This is a genomic window from Paraburkholderia sediminicola (assembly GCF_046026855.1).
In the GTDB taxonomy this organism is placed as follows: Bacteria; Pseudomonadota; Gammaproteobacteria; order Burkholderiales; family Burkholderiaceae; genus Paraburkholderia; species Paraburkholderia sediminicola_A.
Genome location: NZ_JAQQET010000062.1, coordinates 1 through 22651, shown reverse-complemented (window position 1 = coordinate 22651; position 22651 = coordinate 1). Strand labels below are relative to the sequence as shown.

Genomic DNA, 22651 nt, shown 5'->3' with positions numbered 1-22651 from the left:
GATTCTGGTCGGCATTCAGGTGCCGGAGAGTGAGAACAGCGGGTTCGAGCGCTTTCTCACAACGCTGGGTTATCCGTACTGGGAAGAAACGCAGAATCCTGTTTATCGCCTGTTCCTTGCGTAACAGAGCGAATTGCGTTGTGGGCGGGCTCCAACGACTGTATTAGCGCGCGTGCTTACCTTGCCAGACTTTGCCGAAATGCACCGCCGAAAACGTACCCAACACCAGCACGCCGGCAAGCACGGTGAGGCAGTTTGCATTCACGCCGATCGTGACAGGCTGCCGCGTGAGCAGGTAGAGGCCGGCGAGCAGATTGGAATAACCCCACAGCACATTGACTAGCGCCGACGAATTGCCGACGCCATGGGGTTTCGCAAAGGGTGTTGGAAACGGCTCGCCGCGCAGGCCGCTCGCGAGGTGCGGGACGCAATTGCACAGGAACGCGCCGGAGAAAAACAGGGCGAGATAGCTCATGGAATGGTTTGTTTGGTTAGCGAAAAACGCGATCGGGCCGCATCGATCATGTCGTGCGGGTGATGTCGTACTTTTGCGAGGGTATCCTCGCAAAAGATAGTAGAGGATGTCCTCGCATAAGTCAAACCGGTCCAGTCCGGACTTCGTATTGTGAACAACAACGTACGCGCATCGCCAGTAGCCTTGGCCGCTGCCAGTTGTGGAGTTAACATGCATGCTGGAATCCGCATGCACTATGCGAGGCCAACCTCGCAAAAAAAGACAGTTAAAATTCTCCGATATGGCAACAACACTTTCTAGCGGCGCGCAGGAACCGAAACGGCAACGGGGGCATCTGCGGGTCGCGGCGATCATGGAAGCGGGTGTGGCGGTGTTTACCGAAAAGGGCTACGACGCGGCCACCATGACCGAGATCGCCGCGCGCTCGAGCACGGCGATCGGCTCGCTGTACCGGTTTTTCCCATCCAAGGAATCCTTGGCGGATGCGTTGCTTTCGCGCTATGTGCAGCACACGACGAGTGGCTTTGCCACGCTCGCCGACCAGGCACCGGCGATGACGCCTCATCAACTCGCCGACGCATTCGTCGATTTCATGGCGTCGCTGCATTCGCAACGCAGTTTGGCCGTTGCACTTGTGGACGCGCGCGGTGGCAGCGACGAACGACGCGCACGTTTTCGCGAAACAATGCGCGGCGGCATCGCCACGATTTTGCGCAACGCGATTCCTCATCTGGCGAAAGCGCAGTCGGAGACGATGGCGGTGGTGCTTCTGCATGTGCTCAAAGCAGTCGCAGGGGCGGGCGAGGAGAAGCCCGCAGCGCGCCGGAAGTTGCTTGCCGAGATCCGTAAACTGGTTAGGGTTTACCTCGAGGCCGCGCAAAACGATACGGACTGATCGGCTATCAGTCGAATGAGCGCACGTGCCGTCTGGGCAACGGTGAGGCGCATTTACGTGTACCCAATCCGTTCGAACCGGCACGTCAATTATCTCAAAACAAGATAATGCATATCCGTGATATCGCGTTGCGCGATACAGGGTGTGATTGTCAAACTGCGTGCAAATCAAACGCATTCAGGAGACAACTCATGCGCACTCAAGTTGGCATCATCGGTGCCGGGCCTGCGGGCCTGCTTCTTTCCCATCTTCTTCACCTGCGCGGTATCGACTCCGTCGTGCTCGAATCGCGTACTCGCGAGCAGATCGAATCCACCATCCGCGCCGGCGTGCTCGAACAGGGCACGATGGACCTGCTCACCGAGGCCGGTGTCGGCGCGCGCATGAAGGCCGAAGGCGCGCTGCATCACGGCTTCGAACTGGCTTTTGAAGGCAAGCGGCGCCGTATCGATCTCACCGGACTCACTGGCCATTCGATCACGGTCTACGCGCAGCACGAAGTCATCAAGGACCTGGTCGCCGCGCGCATAGCTGCCAACGGCGCCTTGCGTTTCGGCGTGACGGACACATCGCTGCACGGTATCGATACTGATAAACCGTCGATTCGCTATCGTCACGAAGGCGAAGCATGTGAATTGCAATGCGACTTTGTGATCGGTTGTGACGGTTCGCAAGGCGTCTCACGTGCGTCGATTCCGCAGGCGCTGCGCAAGGACTTCGAACGCGTCTATCCGTTTGGCTGGTTCGGCATTTTGTGCGAAGGGCCGCCGTCGTCGGATGAATTGATCTACGCGCGGCACGATCGCGGTTTCGCGCTGATCAGCACGCGCTCACCGAATGTGCAGCGTATGTATTTCCAATGTAATCCTAAGGATTCCGTCGAAAATTGGTCGGACGACCGGATCTGGGCCGAACTGCACGCACGTGTCGATTCGCACGACGGCCAGAAAATCGTGGATGGAAAAATTTTCCAGAAGAATATTGTCGGCATGCGCAGTTTCGTGTCGGCCACCATGCAGCATGGCCGCCTCTTTCTTGCCGGCGACGCCGCGCATATCGTGCCGCCCACCGGCGCCAAGGGCATGAATCTCGCGGTTGCCGACGTACGTGTGCTGACCGGGGCGCTGAATGCTTTTTACGTCGAAAACCGTACCGATCTGCTCGACAGCTACAGCGAGACCGCGCTCAAACGCGTCTGGCGTGCGGAGCATTTTTCTTACTGGATGACGAGCATGATGCACCGCATTGAAGGTGCATCGCCGTTCGAGCAACAACTGCAGGTAGCCGAACTCGAATACGTGACCACGTCGCGTGCGGCGGCTACCGCGATGGCGGAGAACTATGTGGGCGTCGCCGCGGTATAAGAATGAGCGGGCAGGGCGCGAGATGTGAAGCGGAGGTGCCGGGTTAAGTAAAAAATCCTGACGCGGCACCCGGTTCGCATCGGCAAACCCTTGATGGGCGGCCGTTCGCCATTGTCGTGCCAAAAGCAACAGTGAATTCGGGATTGGAGGATTTATCCGCGTCTGATCCACACCTAGACTGTCTTCATCGACTGCACAACACGTCATATTTGCAGCGCGTGTAAGACAATCTCTGGAGGTGGTTTCATGAAATCGCTCATCAAAGCTGTTGCTATTGCTGTTGTTCTTAGCGCCCCGATCGCTTCGTTTGCGCAATCGAATCAGCCGGCTCCGCAAAACACGCAGGGCACGCAAGCGCAAGTTTCCAGGCAACAGGGCGCGGCCCAGGCCGATACCAGCGGTTATGGTTCGGGCAGCCGCGGCACGTGGCAAGCAGGTCGCGGCAGTGACACAGCGGTAAGCTCGTATTCGCCGCCGATCTATAACGCACGTTAAGAGCAATACGAAGTACACGGATCATCGCAAGACCAGCGGCTTTTATCCCGTGTTCTTTACGCTCGTCATACGGTTATGGCGTGCGCAATAATGTCATCTCGTTGCGCAACAAAGCCCGAAGGTCCTCGTCAGTAGGCCGCGTGCCCCAATGCCGCGCGCCGGCGACCGACGCGATCGCAATCCACGAGTGAGGTGGAAACCATTCGCGAAGCACGGTGCCGTCCTGACGCAAACACAATTGGCCGGTCTGTTCGCTGTATTCGGCGGAAATGACCGCGCCGTCGATTTGCGCCGTTACACGCCGTGGATCGTTGCGTACCAAATCGTCGCTCCTGCAAATGATGTGGGGCGAGCCACCCGCGCGGGCCGGTCGCGTCAGTGACGCCGTCACGGCCCATGCATTAATGATCGCCCCGGCCGTGATCATCGCCATGGCCGTGCCAATCACCATGATCGCCGCCGTGGTCGTGCCAGTCACCGCGCGGGCCGTCGCGATAGCCGCGCGCATCATGCCATTCGCGATCGTGATGGTGTTCTTCCCACTCGCGCCGTTGCCAGTAGCGGTGGCCGTCGTAATAGCGATCGCCATACCAGCCTGGACTCACCACGACCACCGGCGGTGGCGGAGCGTAGACAGGTGGCGGCGGAGCATAGACCGGCGCAGGCGCATAGGCCACGCCCGGAATGCCGATGTTCACGCCCACATCGACGTGTGCCAGCGCAACTGACGATGCACCAATCCCCAAGCCTGCAACGATCGCCAAGGACAGCCAGTGGCTTCGTGAACTATTCATGTTTTATTCTCGGATTTTACGATTGAGAGTGGAGAGCGCTGCTCGCGCAACGCTTAATAATGGTCGTGATCGTGGTAGTGGTCATGATCGTGATAGCCGCCCTCTGGTACGACGATGCAGCCGCCCAATGCACTCCCGAGGGAGATAGCCAAAAGAACCAGCGCGAAAATTCGTTTCATGACGTTGCCCCTTTTTTATGTGTGATTGAACTCTACTGAGCGGCTGAATTACCGGTGTGTTCGTGTGTAACAGGACGTGTCGATTCCTTCGCATGTCGGCGGGGTGCATGACACAGTGCGGGGACACGTTGCAGCGCGGCGATTAGCCCTTCTGCCGATGAGAAGTTGGCGGCCAACCCGTTGAGCGCGCTATGAAAAATGTTGTGCCTTCATGCATCCGGCGCGTTTGGGCAGGTTGATGCGCATACGTATGAACAACTCGAATATGCACGGTGTGACATATTTCTGTGTGTATGCCAGACGGATACATTCAGTTGCAGACTTAGGATGAGATCCGGCCTCATGGATCGCCGATCGCACTTTATACGCAGTCGTCGGTGCTTTGCGGATGCATTTCCGCCACATGGGCCCGAAAGAGATTGTCAGACGCGGCATCAGCTTTTCTTAAGATTTGATCCGTAGCATGCTGCGTCGGTATGCTCAGCATGTGTGTACCCTCGGCGCAAATGAGCGCGCTCCCTCCAAGGCTTAACTGCGGTTAAACATTCTTATGATCATGCGATCCGACCGGGCCAATTTCTCACGCTACGCGTCTGGCTACGATGGCGTAGCCAGATTCCTTCACTGGCTGGTGGTCTTATTGATTGCTGCGCAGTTCGTGATCGGTTGGACCATGCCTGACATTCATAAAGGTACGCGGCCTGATGGTCTGATCGCATGGCATCTCGGCGTGGGAGCAACGCTGATTGCAGCGGTGGTGGTGAGAATCGTCTGGCGTCTTACGCACACGCCCGCACCTGCATCGCTTTCGCCTTTTTTCAGTGTCGTTTCGCACATCACGCACGGCCTTCTTTATGTCGTGCTGGTGGCGGTACCCTTGCTCGGCTGGGCCAATGCGTCTTCGCGCGGATGGTCCGTCAAACTGCTCGGTGTATTGCCGTACCCCAGCATCTCGACGGTCGGCTCGTCAGTGGGGCATGAAATGGGCGATATCCATGGCTATCTGGCCTGGGTGTTGTTCGCGCTGATCGCGTTGCATATCGCGGCCGCGTTGTTTCATCGCTTCGTGCTCAAGGATCAGACATTGCAGCGGATGCTGCCGTGACCCGTTAGCGTGCGTTAGCCGTTTGTTACTGTCCGTCTGTTAATCGCCTGCCGCCCGTATTCCTGGGGCGGCAGCGAGTCCGTCGATATTCTTCCCCGATGCCTGGATCATGGCGATTTCGACGCCATTGCATCCGCGCGCGATGGTCATGCCCGCGTGCGTGATAAGCACATGAAAAACAAGTGTTTTACGCGCGTCGCTAACGCTGGTTAGATCAGAAGATCTGATCCGCGCTCAGCCGATTCGCGCCGTCGCTACCTTCAGCTAAAGATTTTCGCCCTGCGCGCCGCGTGGCGCGCTGACCTGTCTCGTCCTCAGACTTAGGAGTTGCATCGCATGTCGAATCTCAGTCTCGCGACGTCCAACGCACTGGACATTCATCCTGTCACCGGCCGCATCGGCGCGGAAATTCGCGGCGTACGCCTGTCGGGCCAGCTCGAATCCACAACAGTCGAAGCGATTCGCGCGGCGCTGGTGCGTCACAAGGTGATTTTTTTCCGCGGCCAGACACACCTGGAGGATGCCGATCAGGAAGCCTTCGCCAAACTGCTTGGTGAACCGGTTTCGCATCCCACGGTGCCGGTGGTCGACGGTACCGACTACCTGCTCGAACTCGATTCGCATCGCGGTGGCCGCGCAAACTCGTGGCACACGGACGTGACGTTCGTCGACGCGTATCCGCAAGCGTCGATCCTGCGCGGCGTGACGATTCCGGACGTGGGTGGCGACACGGTATGGGCCAACACCGCCACCGCTTACGAGGATCTGCCGCCGCCGCTCAAAGCGCTCGCCGAACAACTGTGGGCTGTGCATAGCAACGAATACGACTACGCGAACTACGCCAACGTCGGCGAGCGCGGACGTGACGCCGAAGCACTCAAACGCTACCGCGAAGTGTTCGTGTCGACACGCTATGAGACTGAACATCCGGTGGTGCGCATCCATCCGGAATCGGGTGAAAAGACGCTGATTCTCGGTCATTTCGTGAAGAGCTTCGTCGGCCTCACACCGAGTGCGTCCGCGCACGTGCTGGAACTGCTACAGGCCTATGTGACGCGCCTCGAGAACATCGTGCGCTGGCGCTGGCAGGCGGGCGACGTCGCGATCTGGGACAATCGCGCGACCCAGCACTACGCCGTCAACGACTACGGCGACGCTCACCGCGTGGTGCGTCGCGTGACGCTGAAGGGCGACGTGCCGGTCAGCGTCGACGGCCGCCGTAGTTTTACGCGCAGTGTCGAACCGAATCCGGCTGCGAAGGCCGCTTGAACTACGCGGGCCACCTGGACCGCTGGCGCCACGCAGCGCGGTCTGGGTTGGCGGAAGGTGCTCGCCGACGGCATAGCGAATAGCACGCCGTGTCGGTGTCCTTGCGAGGGTGATGAGTGCCTGATTGAGGCGCTTTTGCGGCGTTTCTTGTTTTTAGCTCAGCCCCTCGACGGGTACATGCTCCGGCGCCGTCGCTTCACGATAGCCGAGCCGCGTCGAGATCGCGAGCCCCGATTGCTTGAGTAGCGCGACGTAGTGCGATTTCGTGTCGGCACCACAGCGCATCGTCGGAAACGAAATTGACAGACCGGCGATCACCCGGCCGAAGCGGTCGAATACCGGCACCGCGAGACACCGCAATCCTTCTTCCTGTTCCTCGTTGTCCTCGCCGTAGCCTTGCTCGCGCACGTGCGGCAGGATGCTCAGGACGGCTTCGGCGGAGGCGAGCGTCTTTTGTGTCGACTTGCGAAATTCCACGTGCGAGAGTACTTCGCGCGCTTCGGCCGGATCCATCCACGCGAGTAGTACCTTGCCGATCGCCGTGCTATGTAAAGGATTGCGGCGGCCGATCCGCGACTGCATCCGCAGCCCGTAATCGGCGTCGATCTTGTGGATGTAGATGATGGCGTCTTCGTCGAACGCGCCGAGGTGAATCGCCTCGCGGGTGGCCTGGCCGATGCGGCACATCTCGATGTCGGCCTCGCGCACCAGGTCGACACTCTCCAGCGCCTTCGCACCGAGTTCGAACAGGCGGATCGTCAACCGGTAGCGCTCGGTTTCGATTTCCTGCGTCACATAGCCGAGTGCTTTCAGCGTCTGGATCACGCGGTGCACGGTGGTCTTCGACATGCCGAGCCGCTGCGACAATTCGCTGATGCCGATCTGTCCGCTGTCGCCGATCGCACCGAGAATCGCGAAGACCCTGCCGATCGATGAAGCCGACTCGCCTCTGTCATTGGCCGTGCCGCACGTGCTGTCCGCTTCCTGTATGGGTGCGACGTCGTCGTCCTTGCGCTGCTTGTCCATTGCTGCCATTTCCCTCATTCCCTGTTGATGCCAACCCGATCACAATCTGACCACCGCTCGACCACCGCTCGACCACCGCTCGACCACCGCTCGACCACCGCTCGACCACCGCTCGACCACCGCTCGACCACCGCTCGACCACCGCTCGACCACCGCTCGACCACTGCTCGATGCCGACTGAGCCCCGGCGCCGAAAGCATACCGCGTCCCGCGGCTCACGTGACTTCTGCTGCGGCCACGCTAGCGCGCCAGCCACCCGCCGTCCACCGCGAGCGTATGGCCGTGCACGTAGTCCGACGCGGATGACGCAAGGAACACGACCGGTCCTGCAAGATCTTCCGGCGTGCCCCAGCGGCCGGCCGGAATGCGTCCGACGATTTCCCCGTTTCGCTGCGTATCGCCGCGCAGCGCCGCCGTGTTCGCGGTCGCCATGTAGCCTGGCGCGATCGCGTTCACGTTGATACCGTGCTCGGCCCATTCATTCGCGAGCAGCCGCGTAAGACCCAGCACGCCGCTTTTCGACGCCGTATAGGACGCCACACGTATGCCGCCCTGAAACGACAGCATCGACGCGACGTTGATGATCTTGCCGCCGCTTTGCTGCTTCACGAACTGCCGCGCCACGGCTTGCGAAAGAAAGAACGCGCTCTTCAGGTTGACGTCCATCACGGCGTCCCAGTCGTCTTCGCTGAAGTCGAGCGCGTCCTCGCGGCGGATGATGCCCGCATTGTTCACCAGCACGTCGACATGACCAAATGCTTCGACAGCGGCGCGCACGATGTCGTTGACGGGGGCGATCGACGCGAGGTCGGCGCGCACATCGGCAAAGCGCCGGCCGGTCGCCGTGACGCTCGCGGGCGTATCGCCGGCGCCGGCGCGGCTCACGCCGACGATGTCGCAGCCGGCCGTTGCGAGTGCCATCGCCATGCCGGCGCCGAGGCCCGTGTTGCTGCCGGTGACGATAGCGACCTTGCCGGTCAGATCGAAGGTGTTCACGGTGCGTAGGCTCCTTGAATGCCGAAGGTGGCCGGAGTGGCCAGCGTGTTGCACGTCAACGCAGGTCGCGCACTGCGATGTGATCCATATCGCTGAACACCTGGTTCTCGCCGACCATGCCCCAGATGAACGTGTACGCACGCGTGCCGACACCCGAGTGAATCGACCAGCTTGGCGAGATTACGGCCTGTTCGTTATGCACGAGGATGTGCCGCGTTTCGTTCGGTTCACCCATCATGTGAAAGACGGCCGCGTCGTCAGCGACGTTGAAATAGAAATACACCTCCATGCGGCGCTCGTGCGTGTGGCACGGCATCGTGTTCCAGAGGTTGCCCGGCTCGAGCTTCGTCATGCCCATTGAGAGCTGACAGGTGGGTAGCACTTCGGGGACGATGAACTTGTAGATGGTGCGGCGGTTGCTCGTAGCGGGGTCGCCCAGCGTTTCGGGTGACGCTTGCGCCAGCGAGATCGTGCGGGTGGGATGCGACTCGTGCGCGGGTGCGCAGTTCAGGTAGAACTTCGCGGGGCGCGCCGCGTTGTCGCTGCCGAACGCGATGGCCTGCTTGCCTTTGCCGATGTAGATCGCTTCTTCGTTACGCACCGTATAGCGCGTGCCGTCCACGTCGACCCAGCCGTCGCCGCCGATATTGATCGCGCCGAGTTCACGGCGTTCCAGCAGATAGCCGACACCGATTGCCTTACCAAGCGAGGTGGGCACCTCGACCGCGCGTGTGGCCGGCCACACGCCACCCACGATAATGCGGTCGATGTGACTGTAGGTGAGTTGAAGCGCGTCGCGTTCGAACACCTGCTCGACGAGAAACTGCTTGCGCAGTTCCGCGGTATCCAGCGTCTTCGCGTACTCGCTATTAATGCTCTGCCTCACTTCCATTGTTCTTTTCTCCGGTCAGATTGGGCGCCGCGCCATTCCGTATTGCGGGCGCCGGTTTGCTCTCGACTTTAGCGCAGAATTTATGATTTGGAACGTCGGTCCGAAAATATTGCGATGCCACATTGAGAGTGACAAAGCTTTTGCACGGAACGCGGGTAAACGATGAGCAGGAAGTCTATCAAAAACGGAACGTTGTTCCTAACGCGATGCTATATTGCGCCGAAAGGGAGTCGCCCGGCGTAAGAACGGGACATCACCCCGGGTGATCCACCCGACAACTGGACGCGAAGTCCATGGAGGAGGCATGAAGCTCAAGAAGGCCATCGACCGCATTCCTGGCGGGCTGATGCTGGTGCCGTTGCTGCTCGGCGCCTGTGTTCACACGTTTGCGCCTGGCGGGGGGAAATACCTCGGGTCATTCACGAATGGATTGATTACCGGCACCGTGCCGATTCTGGCGGTATGGTTTTTCTGCATGGGCGCGACGATCGACCTGCGGGCGACTGGCGTAGTGCTGCGCAAGTCGGGCACGCTGCTCGTGACCAAAATGATCGTGGCGTGGATCGCGACCATAGTCGCGTCGCACTTCATTCCGATCGACGGCGTCAAGGCGGGCCTGTTCGCCGGGCTCTCGGTGCTCGCGATCACCACGTCGATGGACATGACCAACGGCGGTCTCTATGCGGCCGTGATGCAGCAATATGGCAGCAAGGAAGAGGCGGGGGCATTCGTCCTGATGTCGATCGAATCGGGGCCGCTCGTCAGCATGATCATTCTCGGTGCGACCGGCGTCGCGTTCTTCGAACCGAGGCTTTTCGTCGGCGCGGTGTTGCCATTCCTGATCGGCTTCGCGCTGGGTAATCTCGACAGCGAGCTGCGCGAATTCTTTGGCCGCTGCGTGCATCCACTGATTCCGTTTTTCGGCTTTGCGCTCGGTAACGGTATCGACCTGAACGTGATCGTCACGAGTGGCTTGCCGGGCATCGTGCTGGGCCTCGGAGTGATCGTCGTGACGGGCATCCCGCTGATCCTCGCCGACCGCTGGATCGCGGGCGGTAATGGGGCGGCGGGGCTGGCGGCTTCGTCGACAGCAGGGGCGGCCGTGGCGAACCCTGCGATCATCGGCGAGATGATTCCGCGCTTCAAGCCGCTAGTGCCGGCCGCGACGGCGATGGTGGCGACGGCTTGTCTCGTGACGGCGATTCTTGTGCCGATTCTGACCGCGCTTTGGGTACGTCGGCATCATGCGCGCGACGCGTTGCGCGAGGAACTCGCGGGGGCGACGCAGCCGCCGCTGAGTGAGCGGGACGTGCACGTTTGATCGGGGCGGCTGGTTTGCGCCCGAACGCGGAAGTGAAGTCGGTAACGTGAGGCGGGGGCTCACCGCCCCAGCTTTTCCTCCAGCATCGCCTTCACCGCTGCCCATTCCTCATCGATGATGCTAAAGCGCACCGAGTTGCGCTTACGCCCGTCCGGCATGATCCGCTCGTGCCGGACAATCCCTTCCTGTTTCGCACCGATCCGCAGAATCGCCGCTCTCGATTTTTCGTTGAGCTCGTCCGTGGTGAATTGCACGCGCACGCACTGCATCGCTTCGAACGCATGACCCAGCAGAAGGTACTTCGCCTCGCTATTCACCGCCGAGCGCTGCACTGACTTGCCCAACCACGTGTGCCCGATTTCGAGCTTCCGGTTCTTCCGATCGATCTTCCAGAACCGCGTGCTGCCGACAATCGCCCCCGTATCGCGCCTGACGATCACGAAGGGCATCACAGTACCGGCCGCGCGTCCGTCGAGCGCGGTTGCAATATAGCCGGCGATGGTTTCAGGTCCTGGCACCACAGTCAGCGTCATGTTCCACAACTGGCCGTCCGCGGCGGCGTCGAGCAGACCCTGCGTGTGTTCCTGCTGAAGCGGCCGGAGTTCAACGGTCTGCCCGGTCAGCGTGGGTTGCATGGAGTCAGCGGAGGTTTCGTTCATGATGAAGCAGATTTTCGTTGTATGACTGCGCATCATAAAACGAAGAAAGATCCGAACGAAGCGAATGAGCCGTGAATCAACGGGCGACTTGACAGGCGAATTCCAATAAAAAAGTCCGCGAACGAGCGTTCGCGGACCTGGCACAGCAATCGAACAGACAGACGAAGCCGGAAACCTCGCCCTTAAAGCTTTACAGCCTTCGGCGTCTTAAACCGCCATCACCGAAACAGCCTTGGTGACCAGATAGCCTTCCATGGCTTCCGGGCCGCCTTCCGAACCGTAGCCCGAATCCTTCACGCCGCCAAACGGCATTTCCGGCCAGGGCGTTGCAGGCTGGTTGATCCACAACATGCCGACTTCCATCTGTTGCGACAGCAGATGCACGTTGCGGAACGACTTCGTGAACGCATAACCGGCGAGACCAAACGGCAGACGGTTCGCCTCGGCGATCGCTTCTTCGAGCGTGTCGAAACCGCGGATCGCGGCGATCGGGCCGAACGGCTCGTTGTTGAACACGTCCGATTCGAGCGACACGTTGGTCAGCACGGTCGGTGCGAAGAAGTTACCCTCCGAGCCCACGCGTTCGCCACCGGTCTCGACCTTCGCGCCGGTCTTGCGCGCGTCGTCGAGCACCTTGCTCATTGCAGTGAGACGGCGCGCATTGGCGAGCGGCCCGATGGTTGTGCCTTCCGCCAGACCGTCGCCAAGCTTGAGGCCTTCAGCATGCTTGACGAGCGCCGCGGCAAATTCTTCGCGGATGCTGTTGTGCACCAGAAAGCGCGTCGGCGAGATGCAGACCTGGCCCGCATTGCGGAACTTCGCGGCACCCGCGGCCTTGATGGCCAACTCCACGTCGGCATCTTCGGCCACGATGACAGGCGCATGACCGCCCAATTCCATCGTTGCGCGCTTCATGTGCGCGCCAGCCAGCGCGGCCAACTGCTTGCCAACCGGCGTCGAACCGGTGAACGTCACCTTGCGGATCACCGGGTGCGGAATCAGGTAGCTCGAAATCTCCGCCGGATCGCCGAACACGAGGCCGACCGTACCGGCCGGCACGCCCGCCTCGACGAACGCCTGCAGCAGCGCCGCCGGCGATGCCGGGGTTTCTTCCGGCGCCTTTACGAGGAACGAGCAGCCGCATGCAAGCGCCGCGCTCAGCTTGCGCACCACCTGATTGACCGGGAAATTCCACGGCGTGAACGCCGCTACCGGGCCGATCGGCTCCTTGAGCACCGTTTGCTGCGCCGCCAGATTGCGCGGGGGGACGATCCGGCCGTAGACGCGGCGACCCTCATCAGCGAACCATTCGATGATGTCCGCCGCGGACAGCATTTCGACGCGAGCCTCGGCGAACGGCTTGCCCTGTTCCTGTGTCATCAGGCGGGCGATGTCCGACGCGCGCTCGCGCAACAGCGCGGCGGCCTTGCGCATGGTGGTTGCGCGTTCGTTGGCCGGAATCTTGCGCCAGGCTTCGAAGCCGCGCTGCGCGGCGGCCAGCGCCCGGTCCAGATCGGCAATGCCGGCATGGGCCACTTTGCCGATGGCCTTGCCCGTGGCGGGATTGATGACGTCGATGGTTTTGCCGCTGGCGGCGTCGCACCACTCGCCGTTAATCAGAAGTCGCGTATCGGTATAGCTCGAGGTAGCCATGCTGGGTTCCTGTAAGTGGGGAAAACGATAGGTCGCGCGGTTGTGATGCATTGGGCTGAACCCACGCGGCCAGAGGAATGGACTGCCGATAACGATTATCTTATCTGATTGCGCGCAATCGCATCGGCCGGTGCGCCCGTGGGGGCTGCGCGGCATGGGTTTTGCTACTCCGGTTGCCGCGGCGGAGAAACACCTGCCTGAGCGCCGCCGCGCAAACTGGCGTAAAGTCAAGCAGCAGTAGCAGGAACTGTCACGAGCAGGCAGCCACGGATCGCGTCGCGAGTGGGTAAAAACAGCACTCGCGGTAATGGTCGAAAGCAGCAGGCGAAAGACGGCGAATGCAACCCAATCAACCAAGGTGCAAGCGAGGAATCGACATGCCAACCGGTACAGTGAAGTGGTTCAATGACGCAAAGGGTTTTGGCTTTATCACACCGGATGACGGTGGCGAGGATCTGTTTGCCCATTTCTCGGAAATTCGCAGCGAGGGTTTCAAATCGCTGCAGGAAAACCAGAAGGTCAGCTTCGAAATCAAGCAGGGACCGAAGGGCAAGCAGGCGGCGGATATCAAGCCGGTGTGAGCGTAGCAGCCGGTCCGCACATGCAAGGTGTGCGGACCGGAGCCCGGCATTAAGTACATAGAACAACCCGGCCAGGCGTATTTTTTCTTAAGGTTTCCTTCAGCTTTGCTCCGTAGTATTTGCGCGAACGCCCGTATCCCCACGGGCAATAGTTCCGATAGTTTTCCGACAGAAAACTGAAAGCGCAGATCAAAGGCTTGCTGGAGCATTCATGAAAACCCTGTTCTTACAGGCGCCGTCGTACGACGGCTTCGATGGTGGCGCGGGTTCGCGCTATCAGGCCAAGCGTGAAGTGCGCTCATTCTGGTATCCGACGTGGCTCGCGCAGCCCGCGGCACTTGTCCCCGACAGCCGTGTACTCGACGCCCCCGCCGATGGCCTGTCCGTCGAAGCATCGCTCGATATAGCGCAGCAATATGACCTGGTGATTATCCACACCAGTACACCGTCCTTTCCCACCGACGCCCTGTTTGCCGAAGACCTGAAGAAGCGCAAGCCTTCGGTGCTGATCGGCATGGTCGGCGCCAAGGTCGCAGTCGATCCGCACAATTCGCTGACCGCGAGCGAGGCGATCGATTTCGTCTGCCGTGAAGAATTCGACTTCACCTGCCAGGAAGTCGCCGAAGGCAAGCCATTCGCCGGGATCACAGGTCTCAGCTATCGCGCCAGCGACGGCTCGATCGAGCACAACGAAGCGCGCCCGATCCTGGAGAACATGGACGAACTGCCGTTCGTGGCACCGGTGTACAAGCGCGATCTGAAGATCGACAACTATTTCATCGGCTATCTGAAGCACCCGTACGTGTCAATTTACACGGGCCGCGGCTGCCGCTCGAAATGCACGTTCTGCCTGTGGCCGCAAACGGTGGGCGGGCATCGCTACCGCACGCGTTCGACCGAGAACGTGCTCGAAGAAGTGAAGTGGATTCGCGACAACATGCCTGAAGTGAAGGAGATCATGTTCGACGACGACACCTTCACCGACTTCAAGCCGCGCGTCGAGGAAATCGCCCGCGGTCTCGGGCAATTGGGCGTGACGTGGTCATGCAACGCGAAGGCGAACGTGCCGTACGCGACGCTGAAGATCATGAAGGAAAATGGCCTGCGCCTGCTGCTGGTCGGCTACGAGTCCGGCGACGACCAGATTCTGCTGAACATCAAGAAGGGTTTGCGTACCGACATCGCGCGCCGTTTCAGCGAAGACTGCCGCAAGCTCGGCATCAAGATTCACGGCACCTTCATTCTCGGCTTGCCCGGCGAGACGCAGGACACGATCCAGAAGACCATCGAGTATGCGAAGGAAATCAATCCGCATACGATCCAGGTTTCGCTCGCAGCGCCGTACCCCGGCACGACGCTCTACAACCAGGCGGTGGAGAACGGTTGGCTGGAAGAGAACAAGGTCATCAACCTCGTCAGCAAGTCAGGGGTGCAGCTCGCGGCGATCGGCTATCCGCATCTGTCGCGCGACGAGATTTACCACCAGCTCGAAAACTTCTATAAGCGCTTCTATTTCCGGCCGTCGAAGATCTGGGAAATTTTGCGCGAGATGCTGACGAGCTGGGACATGATGAAACGGCGCTTGCGCGAAGGCGTCGAATTCTTCCGTTTCCTGCGCGCTCACGAAGCGTGAGCGCCGTGCATCTGCTCGCCGTCACGCTGGCCTATGCGTGTGCGGCGGGTGCGGTTTTCGGCATCGCCTACACGATGCTGGCGGGTGTGCTGATCGGCCGGTTCTTCGCGAAAGCGGTGTCCCAACCGACCAGTTTTCCACCGGTCACGATCGTCAAGCCGTTACACGGCAACGAGTGGGCGCTGCTCGCCAATCTGTCGAGCTTCTGTCAGCAGGACTATTCGGGCCCCGTGCAATTCCTGTTCGGCGTGCACGATTCGGCCGACCCCGCCTTGCAAACCGTCGACGATCTGCGGCGGCTGCATCCGGAAGCGGACATCACCGTGGTCGCCGATGCGCGCCTGTACGGTCCGAACCGCAAGATCAGCAACATCCTCAATATGCTGCCGCAGGCCCAGCACGACATATTGGTGTTTGCCGACAGCGACGTGAGCGTTGGGCCGGATTATCTGCGCAATGTGATTGGCGAATTGCAGAAACCCGGCGTCGGTCTCGTCACCTGCGCGTATCGCGGTGCGCCCGACCCCGGCTTCTGGCCGCGCATGTCGGCCAAGGCCACCAACTACCAATTCCTGCCCAGCGTGGTGACGGGGCTCGCGCTCGGTCTTGCGCGTCCCTGCTTTGGACAGTCCATCGCGATGCGACGCGATACCCTCGAGAAAATTGGCGGGTTCACACCGTTCGTGAAGCATCTGGCCGAGGATCATGCAATCGGCGAAGCCGTGCGCATGATTGGCGAGAAGGTGGTGATTCCGCCGTTCACGATTTCGCATGCCTGCGTGGAATCGAGCGCGACGCAACTGATCGCGCACGAACTGCGCTGGAGCCGGACGATTCGCAGCATCGATCCGCTCGGCCATCTCGGCTCGGCGTTGATTCATCCGCTCGCTTTTGCGCTGCTCGCCATCGCCTTTTCGGGCGGCGCACTGTGGTCGTGGCCGCTCGCGCTGGTTGCGATATGCGTCCGGCTCGTGCTGAAACTGCAGTCCGATCGCGCGTTGCAACAGGCCCATCGTGACCTGTGGCTGCTGCCGTTATGGGATATCGTATCGTTTTCGATTTTCGTGGCGAGCTTCTGGTCCTCGCGCGTGATCTGGCGCGGTTTCAGTTTCAAGGTGGATGGCGACGGCCTGTTGTCGGCAGCTCAGGACGGAATGGCGGATGAACAGCAAGCTGGGTAAGTAATGATGCGTGGGTATCTGCAGGAGCGTAGCGAGGGCAATACAGCGAATGTGAAGCACGGGCTAAGGGTGGCCGCGTGATGAAGCATCTCGGCCGTGTCGCGGCGCTTGCTGGCCTGCTGGTGTCATTGTGGCTGGTCTGGCAGGACAATCCCGGCGCCGTGCTCGACGCACTGCGCGCCGCGGGTGCCGGCCTCTTGCTGGCCGCGATCGCGCACGTGTTGCCGATGATCGCCAATGCCTGCGACTGGCGCTCGCTGATTCGCGGCGCGAACCGGCCGGGCATTGCCAATATGCTGCATCTGGTCTGGGTGCGCGAGTCCGTCAATAGCATGTTGCCGGTGGCGCGTATTGGCGGTGAGGTGGTGTCGTTCCGGATGCTCAAGCGCTGGGGCGTGCGGCCGTCTACCGCGGTCGGCAGCATCATCGTCGATATGCAACTCACGGTGATCAGCCAGTTGCTGTTCACGATGGTCGGTATCGGTTTTCTGTTCGCACATGCGCATTCCGACACGCTGCGGCTCGCCGGGCAACTGGCGTGGGGCGTGGTGGTGCTGACGCCGCTGCTGGTGCTGTTCGCGCTCGTGCAGCATGCCAGTCCGTTTGAACGCATCACGCGCGCGCTGAATCGTATGACAAGCGGCAAGCTCGCCGCGCTCGTCGGACAATCGGCTCAGATCGATCAGGCCATCAAGCTGATCTGGCGCCGGCGCGGTGTGGTGCTGCGCTATCTGTTCTTCTGGCAACCGCTCCAGTGCTTCCTGACATCGCTGGAGATCTGGCTCGCGCTCTACTTTCTCGGCGTTCACGTCACGCTGGTCGAAGCGGTGGTGATCGAATCACTGATCCAGGCGATCAGCAGCGCGGCTTTTTTCGTGCCGGGCGGTCTGGGGGTGCAGGAGGGTGGTTTCATTCTGATCGGCGGCGCGTTTGGTCTCGATCCTTCCATCTGCCTCGCGCTCGCCGGTGCCCGGCGCATTCGTGATCTACTGATCTTCGTTCCCGGACTCATTGCATGGCAGTTTGCCGAGTCCTCGAATCGCGAGCCCAAACGTGTGGAACGGTCGGAACGGGTAGGGCGGACGGGCGTGGGTGAAGCAGGCCAGCGCTAGTGCGGCAGGAGTGAAATACTTCGCTTGTCCGACAGATCTGGCGATGGCCTCGTCGACAGTTCAGCACACACCCTCAATCCTCTCCCGCATAAGCCGGAAACGACACGTCCACCGCGAGGCCGTGCTCGCCGATACCCGTTCCGAGATGCAGCTCGGCACCGAAATGTTCGGCGATCCGCGCGACGATCGAGAGTCCCAGCCCGCTGCCGGTGGCGTGATTGCCGGTCGCGCGGAAAAACCGGTTCGTGAGGCGCGCGAGATCGCTGGGCGCGACGCCGGGGCCATCGTCGCGCACGGTGAGCCGCACCCGGCCGACTTCAGATTGCACCGCCACTTCGACGTTGCCGCCATCGCGGCCGTACTTGATTGCGTTATCGAGCAGATTGTCGAGCAGGATGCCAACTAGTACGGGCTCCGCATTGATCTCGGCGCGCGTGTCGCCGGTGAGTGTCACGCTAATGTTCTTCTGCTGCGCATTGCGTTCGTTGGCAAGCAGCGCATTTTTTGCCACCGCCGCGGGCCTGAGTGGCGCGGTGGAGAGTTTTTCGTGCACGTCCAGACGCGCGAGCAACAGCAACTGCTCCGCAAGTCGCGCGCTGCGATCGACGCCTTGCACCACACGTTCCATCGCCAGCCGCTGTAATGCCGTATCCGGTTCGGCCAGCGCAACCTGTGCCTGCACCTTGATGGCGGCAAGCGGCGTTTTCAGTTCATGGGCGGCGTCGGCGGTAAACGCACGTTCGCGTTCGATGGAGTGTCGCAAGCGCGACAGCACCAGATTGATCGCGTCGACGAGCGGCCGCACCTCGATCGGCGCCCGGCCGATGTCGACCGGTTCCAGCCGGTTGATGTCCCGCGCGCGAATGGCGCCGGAGAGGACTTTGAGCGGCGCCAGACTCCAGCCGATGCTGACCCACACCAGCAACGCCAGCACCGGCAGTGCAATGAGCGTCGGGCGAGCGATCCGGCTCGCGACGCCGCTCACCAGGTCGCTGCGCGTATTGGCCGGTTCGAACACGCGCACCGTGTTGCCGGGCGCGGTGCCGCGCAAAGTGAATGTGTGCCATTCCTGACCGCCCAGCGTCATGTTTTGCGCGCCGCTTGCGGATGGCACTGGTAGGTCCCACGCTTTTAGCGCGCGCAATTGCGGGCTGCCCGCCAGCACGTCGCCGTTTGCGCTGCGCACCTGGAATAGCGCGTCGCGCGGCAAGGAATCGTCGTCGTCGCTGTCGTTCGCGCCGGCTTCGCCGCCTTCTTCTTCTTCGCGTAAATCGATGCGCGCATTGGCCAGTGTGGTCAGATTGTGTTCGTCGAGCAGCGCGAGAATTTGCGCGATTTCCGCGAGGCGCGCCTCTTCCCATTCGCCGACTTCGCGCTTGGCCTGACGATAGCTCGATATCAGCGCGATACCCCAGATCAGCACGATGCTGGTCAGGACCAGCAGCATCAGGCGGCGGCGTATTGATGCCGACATTATGTTTTCTCTATCACGTAGCCAATATTGCGCACTGTTCTGATCAGCTTGGCGCCGAGTTTTTTGCGCAGATTGGACACGTGCACCTCGATCGCATTACTTTCGATTTCTTCCTGCCATCCATACAAACTTTCTTCGAGTTGCGAACGTGACTGGGGAATGCCCTGGTTGGTCAGCAGTTGCATCAGGATCGCCCATTCACGCGAAGTGAGGGGCACGCGTGCATTCCCGACCTCGACGGTTTGCGCGGTGGGGTTGACCGTCAGATCCAGGTAGCGGATCACTTCGACGCTGCGCCCTTGCGCGCGACGCAGCAAGGCCCGGCAGCGGGCAATCAGTTCGGTCAGGTCGAAGGGCTTGCCGAGGTAGTCGTCGGCGCCGGCTTCCAGGCCGTCGACGCGGTCCACCACCGTGCCCTTGGCGGTCAGCACCAGCACCGGCACGTCCTTGCCGGCGTCGCGCAGCCGTTTCAGCAGTTCCATACCCGATACCCTGGGTAAGCCGAGATCGAGCAGCACCAGCGCATAGGCAGTGGTGTCGAGAGCGAGACTGGCCTTGTGGCCGTCGCGTGCCCAATCGACTGTGAAACCGGCTTGACGCAGTCCTGCTTCGATGCCGCAGCCGATCAGATCGTCGTCTTCTACGAGGAGTACGCGCATGGGAGAGAAATTCCGTTCGATGTCTATTGCATGGCGGTGACAGATTTTAAGCAAACACCGGACCGTATGCCCGAAGTGTAACGGTCATGCTCATGACACGCTTTATACCTCTTTCTTCCTTAAGGTTTCCTTCAGCTTGAATCGCTACTATCGACCGTCAACAGATCACTGTCGCGTGGCCGACATGAGCACGCGAAACGACGTCGTGTTGTCAGATCATCGCAACTTAATCGTAAGCACATCGATGGAATGTACGGCCGGTGCTTTTGTCGCCACGTTTTGCCGGCGAATCGCGCCGCTGCACTTCACCGTGCGTTCCTTCAGGTCACGAGACCAAGCCATGAAGCCAGTCACCGTCGACATGCTGCGAGCCCATCTAATGGCGGCTACGATCACGGCCATGGGTACCGAAGTGCTAGCATTGCTGGCACTGCTGGTCTTGCCTGTTTCCCAGCAGGTTTTCAGCTCCACATTGTTCCGGTTTCTTGCTCTCGCGCTGATCGTGAGTGGCGTGATCGTGATGCGCCAATTCGCGCACGCCGCGTTCGACCTCGCCATTGAGGGCCGTCACGCAATGCCTGCCGGACGGCCAATCCTGATTGAAGCGGATTGTCCACGGCGCTGGTTCGTCATTCTTCATCTGCGCTGCACGGGCAGACCGTTTGTGCTGGCCGGGCACTAACGGACTCAGGCGATGGCAGCGCACGCAATGACGGCATGCCAATTGGTTTTGTTGTTCGGCTGCGTCTCGGCTTCGCTCTATGCGATGCTGGCGGCGGTGGCCATGCCGTTCTTCGCGGTGCGCCGCGGGCGGACCACGAGTGATGCCGTGCGGGCGTCCAATCCTCTGGCTCCTTTTGCGAATGTCGGCGTCAGCGTGCTGAAGCCGCTGTGCGGCGCCGAGCCGCGTCTCTACGAGAATCTCAGAACCTTCTGCGATCAGCGCCACGGGCATTTCCAGCTCGTGCTCGGCGTATCGTCACCGCACGATCCCGCCATTGCCGTAGTGCGCCGTTTGCAGGCCGCCTATCCGACACGCGACATCGAGCTCGCGGTCGATACGCGCGTGCACGGCAGCAATCTCAAGGTCAGCAATCTGATCAACATGGCAGAGCGGGCGCGTTATGACGTGATCGTGATTGCGGATAGCGATATTGCAGTCGAAGCCGATTATCTCGACACCGTGGCGGCGCCGCTCGCCGACCCGCGCGTGGGAGTGGTGACCTGTCTCTACGTGGCGCAAGGCGTTGGGGGCTTCTGGCCGCGGGTCGGTGCGCTATTCATCAACGAGTGGTTTGCACCGTCGGTACGCGTCGCGCATGCGGCGGGGTCGCGCCGCTTCGGCTTCGGCGCGACCCTAGCTTTGCGCCGCGCGACGCTCGAGCGCATTGGCGGTTTCGACGCGCTGAAAAACTGTCTCGCGGACGATTACTGGCTCGCTGAACACGTACGCGCGCTCGGGCTTCGCACGGTACTTTCGCGCGTGATGGTAGCCACCGATGTCATCGAGCCGACTTTCTCCGCCCTGTGGCAGCGCGAGACGCGCTGGCTGCGCACAATCCGCTCGGTGAATCCGCTTGGCTTTGCATTTCTGTTCATCACGTTCCCAATGCCGTGGTTCTTTATTGGCGCATGGCTCACTGGCCGCCTCGCACACGGTCCATTCGACGGCGTGCATCTGTGGGCGGTGCTGGCGAGTGGGGTCAGCACGGCGGCCGGTTTTGCCGCGCGCATGCTGTTGCATCTGCGTGCCGCGCGTCACGAACGCACATTCTGGCGCGACTTGCCGCTTGTGCCGTTGCGCGATACCTTGCTGGCATTCCAATGGCTCGCGGGCGCGTTCGGCTCGCATGTGGTGTGGCGTGGCGCACGCGTGCCGGTCGAAGCCTCCGCGTCGACTACGCAGGGTGCGACGTTGGGTGTGATGGATGTCATGGAGACTTCGGATGGCGGCTAAGCCACGCGGGCTGATCGTCACCGCCGACGATTTTGGCCTGCATCCACGGGTGAATCTGGCGGTCGAGCAGGCGCACCGGCATGGCGTGCTGACGGCTGCGAGCCTGATGATCGGTGCGCCTGCCGCGGATGATGCCGTGGCGCGGGCTCGCGCACTCCCGGCGTTGCGGGTCGGCCTGCATCTCGTGCTGGCCGACGGCGACGCGGTTACGCCGCGAGCCGGGATTGCCGCATTGCTTGACGAGCACGGCCGCTTTGGCGACAACATGGTGCGGGACGGGGTACGGTTTTTCTTTTTGCCGCATGTTCGCAAACAGCTTGCGCGAGAGATTCGCGCGCAATTCGAGGCTTTTGCGAGGACGGGGTTGACGCTCGATCACGTCAACACCCACAAGCATTTTCATTTGCATCCGACGGTGCTGGGTTTGATTCTGGAGATCGGCCGTGAGTATGGGATGCGGGCGATGCGATTGCCGTTCGAGGCTAGCGCGCCGCTGTGGTTGCGGCCGTGGATTTCACGGGTGCGGGCGAGGCTGGATCGGGCTGGGATTGTGCACAACGATTATGTTGTTGGGATTGCTAATAGTGGACGGATGGATGAAGCGGCATGGCTCGCCGCGCTTGCCGATTTGCCCAACGGAGTGGGGGAGATTTATTGCCATCCTGCCTTTGCCGGGGATCGGGTTTTGAGTCACGGGATGCGGGATTATCGGCATGCTGAGGAGCTGGAGGCGCTCTTGTCGCCTAGGGTCGCTGATGCGATTCGGGGGTTGGGTGCCCGGGTGGGCGGGTTTGGGGATGTGTTGGAAGTGTGATGGTTTTTTTGCCTGCGCGGCGCTTGGTTGTTTGCCTGCTGCTGTGTGCTTTTGGTGTTGGCCTTTCCTTGATTACTTAGTGGTCTATTAGCGTTTGCCCCTGTGCGGGGCGGCACT

At 61.0% G+C, this 22651-nt stretch carries 25 protein-coding genes; 14 read left to right on the top strand and 11 right to left on the bottom strand.

All coding sequences use genetic code 11. The features are described 5' to 3' along the window. On the top strand, nt 1-124 hold a 124-nt coding region (locus tag PQR40_RS39120; protein WP_527250857.1), incomplete at its 5' end, for an ACT domain-containing protein. Nucleotides 125-163: 39 nt separating this feature from the next. Here the strand turns inward: PQR40_RS39120 and PQR40_RS38245 are convergent. After that, nucleotides 164-475, bottom strand: coding sequence for a hypothetical protein (locus tag PQR40_RS38245; protein ID WP_408241355.1), 312 nt, complete (start codon nt 473-475; stop codon nt 164-166). Between the two features lie 280 nt (nt 476-755). On the opposite strand from PQR40_RS38245, the gene PQR40_RS38240 reads away from it, so the two are divergent. From PQR40_RS38240 to PQR40_RS38230, 3 genes are all read left to right on the top strand, one after another. Beyond that, a complete protein-coding gene (locus PQR40_RS38240) occupies nt 756-1370 on the top strand; it encodes a TetR/AcrR family transcriptional regulator (protein ID WP_408241358.1) in 615 nt (204 codons plus the stop codon). 191 nt (nt 1371-1561) lie between these two features. Continuing rightward, a complete protein-coding gene (locus PQR40_RS38235; RefSeq protein ID WP_408511194.1) occupies nt 1562-2734 on the top strand; it encodes a 4-hydroxybenzoate 3-monooxygenase in 1173 nt (390 codons plus the stop codon). A 246-nt stretch (nt 2735-2980) separates the two neighbouring features. Beyond that, entirely contained in the window at nt 2981-3229 is a 249-nt protein-coding gene (locus PQR40_RS38230) for a hypothetical protein (protein WP_408241364.1), read from the top strand. A 73-nt stretch (nt 3230-3302) separates the two neighbouring features. Here PQR40_RS38230 and PQR40_RS38225 read toward each other — a convergent pair whose 3' ends face one another. From PQR40_RS38225 to PQR40_RS38215, 3 genes are all read right to left on the bottom strand, one after another. Continuing rightward, entirely contained in the window at nt 3303-3551 is a 249-nt protein-coding gene (locus PQR40_RS38225; protein WP_408241367.1) for a hypothetical protein, read from the bottom strand. A 79-nt stretch (nt 3552-3630) separates the two neighbouring features. Beyond that, on the bottom strand, nt 3631-4023 hold the full coding sequence (locus PQR40_RS38220) for a hypothetical protein (protein ID WP_408340854.1): 393 nt from the start codon (nt 4021-4023) through the stop codon (nt 3631-3633). A 53-nt stretch (nt 4024-4076) separates the two neighbouring features. Next, nucleotides 4077-4202 (bottom strand): hypothetical protein, encoded by a 126-nt coding sequence (locus tag PQR40_RS38215; RefSeq protein WP_408241372.1) that lies wholly within the window; start codon nt 4200-4202, stop codon nt 4077-4079. 550 nt (nt 4203-4752) lie between these two features. Between PQR40_RS38215 and PQR40_RS38210 the strand changes: the two genes are divergently transcribed. Both PQR40_RS38210 and PQR40_RS38205 read left to right on the top strand, forming a co-directional pair. After that, a complete protein-coding gene (locus PQR40_RS38210; RefSeq protein ID WP_408241375.1) occupies nt 4753-5307 on the top strand; it encodes a cytochrome b in 555 nt (184 codons plus the stop codon). 336 nt (nt 5308-5643) lie between these two features. After that, nucleotides 5644-6576 (top strand): TauD/TfdA dioxygenase family protein, encoded by a 933-nt coding sequence (locus PQR40_RS38205; protein WP_408241378.1) that lies wholly within the window; start codon nt 5644-5646, stop codon nt 6574-6576. A 153-nt stretch (nt 6577-6729) separates the two neighbouring features. On the opposite strand, the gene kdgR is transcribed toward PQR40_RS38205, so the two are convergent. The 3 genes from kdgR to kduI form a co-directional block, all read right to left on the bottom strand. Beyond that, nucleotides 6730-7611: a DNA-binding transcriptional regulator KdgR gene (gene kdgR, locus PQR40_RS38200; RefSeq protein WP_408241381.1), complete on the bottom strand. Its 882-nt coding sequence runs from the start codon at nt 7609-7611 to the stop codon at nt 6730-6732. Nucleotides 7612-7842: 231 nt separating this feature from the next. Next, a complete protein-coding gene (gene kduD, locus PQR40_RS38195; RefSeq protein ID WP_408340858.1) occupies nt 7843-8598 on the bottom strand; it encodes a 2-dehydro-3-deoxy-D-gluconate 5-dehydrogenase KduD in 756 nt (251 codons plus the stop codon). Between the two features lie 55 nt (nt 8599-8653). Next, nucleotides 8654-9490: a 5-dehydro-4-deoxy-D-glucuronate isomerase gene (gene kduI, locus PQR40_RS38190; protein WP_408340860.1), complete on the bottom strand. Its 837-nt coding sequence runs from the start codon at nt 9488-9490 to the stop codon at nt 8654-8656. Between the two features lie 304 nt (nt 9491-9794). Between kduI and kdgT the strand changes: the two genes are divergently transcribed. Further along, a complete protein-coding gene (gene kdgT / locus PQR40_RS38185; protein WP_408340862.1) occupies nt 9795-10811 on the top strand; it encodes a 2-keto-3-deoxygluconate transporter in 1017 nt (338 codons plus the stop codon). Between the two features lie 59 nt (nt 10812-10870). Here the strand turns inward: kdgT and PQR40_RS38180 are convergent, their stop codons facing one another. Further along, on the bottom strand, nt 10871-11470 hold the full coding sequence (locus PQR40_RS38180) for a GNAT family N-acetyltransferase (RefSeq protein ID WP_408389449.1): 600 nt from the start codon (nt 11468-11470) through the stop codon (nt 10871-10873). Between the two features lie 207 nt (nt 11471-11677). Next, nucleotides 11678-13123, bottom strand: a complete 1446-nt coding sequence (locus PQR40_RS38175; RefSeq protein ID WP_408241396.1) for an NAD-dependent succinate-semialdehyde dehydrogenase — start codon at nt 13121-13123, stop codon at nt 11678-11680. A gap of 377 nt (nt 13124-13500) precedes the next feature. Here PQR40_RS38175 and PQR40_RS38170 point away from each other — a divergent pair, with 377 nt between their 5' ends. The 4 genes from PQR40_RS38170 (at nt 13501) to PQR40_RS38155 (ending at nt 17630) form a co-directional block, all read left to right on the top strand. Then, the gene (locus PQR40_RS38170) at nt 13501-13704 is read left to right on the top strand and encodes a cold-shock protein (protein ID WP_007181784.1); all 204 of its coding nucleotides are present in this window, start codon (nt 13501-13503) and stop codon (nt 13702-13704) included. 211 nt (nt 13705-13915) lie between these two features. Further along, nucleotides 13916-15337, top strand: a complete 1422-nt coding sequence (gene hpnJ, locus PQR40_RS38165) for a hopanoid biosynthesis associated radical SAM protein HpnJ (protein WP_408241399.1) — start codon at nt 13916-13918, stop codon at nt 15335-15337. After that, nucleotides 15334-16518, top strand: coding sequence for a bacteriohopanetetrol glucosamine biosynthesis glycosyltransferase HpnI (gene hpnI, locus PQR40_RS38160; RefSeq protein ID WP_408340866.1), 1185 nt, complete (start codon nt 15334-15336; stop codon nt 16516-16518). Before hpnJ ends, hpnI (PQR40_RS38160) begins: the two co-directional genes overlap by 4 nt. An 80-nt stretch (nt 16519-16598) precedes the next feature. Further along, on the top strand, nt 16599-17630 hold the full coding sequence (locus PQR40_RS38155; RefSeq protein WP_408241444.1) for a flippase-like domain-containing protein: 1032 nt from the start codon (nt 16599-16601) through the stop codon (nt 17628-17630). A 73-nt stretch (nt 17631-17703) separates the two neighbouring features. Here the strand turns inward: PQR40_RS38155 and PQR40_RS38150 are convergent, their stop codons facing one another. Both PQR40_RS38150 and PQR40_RS38145 read right to left on the bottom strand, forming a co-directional pair. Continuing rightward, nucleotides 17704-19107 carry an ATP-binding protein gene (locus tag PQR40_RS38150; RefSeq protein WP_408241447.1) on the bottom strand — a complete coding sequence of 468 codons (1404 nt, stop codon included), beginning with the start codon at nt 19105-19107 and terminating at the stop codon, nt 17704-17706. Further along, nucleotides 19104-19763, bottom strand: coding sequence for a response regulator (locus tag PQR40_RS38145; RefSeq protein WP_408241405.1), 660 nt, complete (start codon nt 19761-19763; stop codon nt 19104-19106). The genes PQR40_RS38150 and PQR40_RS38145 overlap by 4 nt, the downstream gene beginning before the upstream one ends. A gap of 340 nt (nt 19764-20103) precedes the next feature. Between PQR40_RS38145 and PQR40_RS38140 the strand changes: the two genes are divergently transcribed. From PQR40_RS38140 to hpnK, 3 genes are read left to right on the top strand one after another with little or no spacing between them, the layout of a single operon-like run. Beyond that, nucleotides 20104-20445: a hypothetical protein gene (locus tag PQR40_RS38140; RefSeq protein WP_408241409.1), complete on the top strand. Its 342-nt coding sequence runs from the start codon at nt 20104-20106 to the stop codon at nt 20443-20445. A gap of 12 nt (nt 20446-20457) precedes the next feature. Beyond that, the gene (gene hpnI, locus PQR40_RS38135) at nt 20458-21720 is read left to right on the top strand and encodes a bacteriohopanetetrol glucosamine biosynthesis glycosyltransferase HpnI (protein WP_408511193.1); all 1263 of its coding nucleotides are present in this window, start codon (nt 20458-20460) and stop codon (nt 21718-21720) included. Then, nucleotides 21710-22534: a hopanoid biosynthesis-associated protein HpnK gene (hpnK, locus tag PQR40_RS38130; RefSeq protein WP_408511192.1), complete on the top strand. Its 825-nt coding sequence runs from the start codon at nt 21710-21712 to the stop codon at nt 22532-22534. Before hpnI (PQR40_RS38135) ends, hpnK begins: the two co-directional genes overlap by 11 nt. Nucleotides 22535-22651: the final 117 nt, after the last annotated feature.